General features: G+C 56.8%; 1 protein-coding gene. It reads left to right on the top strand.

Annotation, left to right across the window (positions count from 1 at the left end; all coding sequences use genetic code 11):
- Positions 1 to 67 precede the first annotated feature (67 nt).
- On the top strand, positions 68 to 273 hold a 206-nt coding region (locus tag GCU56_RS23585), incomplete at its 3' end, for a hypothetical protein (RefSeq protein WP_440588761.1).

Here is a 273-nt window from a genome sequence, read left to right as displayed (position 1 = left end):
TCACGGCACCACGCCGAGAGGCCGACATTGCCCGCGAAGCATTTGCCGAACACTCGGAACGACCAAAATGACGCGGCGCGGAACTATGTCGGAACTTTCTCTGACACAGGCAGCGAAGATCGCAGGAAAGAGCAAGTCCACGATCAACAGAGCCATTAAATCAGGGAAACTGAGCGCGATACGCCGTGATGATGGCAGCTATTCGATAGACGGGGCAGAACTGACGCGGGCATTCCACATCGGAACCCCACTAGGCTCCGAATGGGTCAGTGC

It is taken from the genome of Geodermatophilus sabuli (assembly GCF_010686765.1).
Lineage (GTDB): Bacteria > Actinomycetota > Actinomycetes > Mycobacteriales > Geodermatophilaceae > Geodermatophilus > Geodermatophilus sabuli_A.
Note: the sequence above shows the minus strand (reverse complement) of the source record. Positions and strands in the feature narration are given on the sequence as shown.